Genomic DNA, 596 nt, shown 5'->3' with positions numbered 1-596 from the left:
TTCCGCGGCGGCCGTGCCGAAGGTCAGCGTGGCCGGCAGCACCACGCCCACGGACTTCTTGGTGCCGTCGGGCAGGGTAAAGCTGTGGCTGACGCACTTTCCGTCAAAGTACACATTGGCCTTGGTGGTCAGGCGGACGCCGTCAAAGGTTTCGGTGGTCATGAAATGGAATGCGAAAAGGGAGGTCGTGGGGTCAAACCAGCCATTTTAGGCCATTGGATCGACCGCGGGTACGTCAGGCGAGTGCTGCCCGGATCTTGAGGCGTGCGATGTGGCGCAAGATGCCCAGCGCGCCCATCCGCCCGCCTCTTTACACCACGACCGGCTCAGGTTCGATGCGCACGCCAAAGCGCGCATGAACCGCGTCCTGGATTTCGCGCGCCAGCGTCATCAACTGGATCGCGCTGCCGCCGCCACGATGTACCAGCACCAGCGCCTGTTTTTCATACACCCCAACCGCGCCGCTCTGCCGGCCCTTGAAGCCGCACTGATCGATCAACCAGCCGGCGGCGAGCTTGTAGGTGCCGTCGGGCTGCACATATCCGACCAGATTCGGGAAACGCTCGGCGAGGGCATCGCGCGTGGCGGCATCGACG

At 63.9% G+C, this 596-nt stretch carries 1 protein-coding gene and 1 pseudogene; both read right to left on the bottom strand.

Features of this window, described 5'->3' with window-relative positions; all coding sequences use genetic code 11:
• Nucleotides 1–162, bottom strand: a 162-nt coding sequence (locus tag FUT88_RS25990) for a pyrimidine/purine nucleoside phosphorylase (protein WP_147219389.1), incomplete at its 3' end; no start/stop codon positions are given.
• Between the two features lie 148 nt (nt 163–310).
• Nucleotides 311–596: pseudogene (locus FUT88_RS25985) on the bottom strand (UDP-N-acetylenolpyruvoylglucosamine reductase); the annotation flags it as partial.

The sequence above is a fragment of the Ralstonia sp. TCR112 genome, from assembly GCF_007997035.1.
GTDB classification, from domain to species: domain Bacteria; phylum Pseudomonadota; class Gammaproteobacteria; order Burkholderiales; family Burkholderiaceae; genus Ralstonia; species Ralstonia edaphi.
This window is presented reverse-complemented; position numbering and strand designations above follow the sequence as displayed.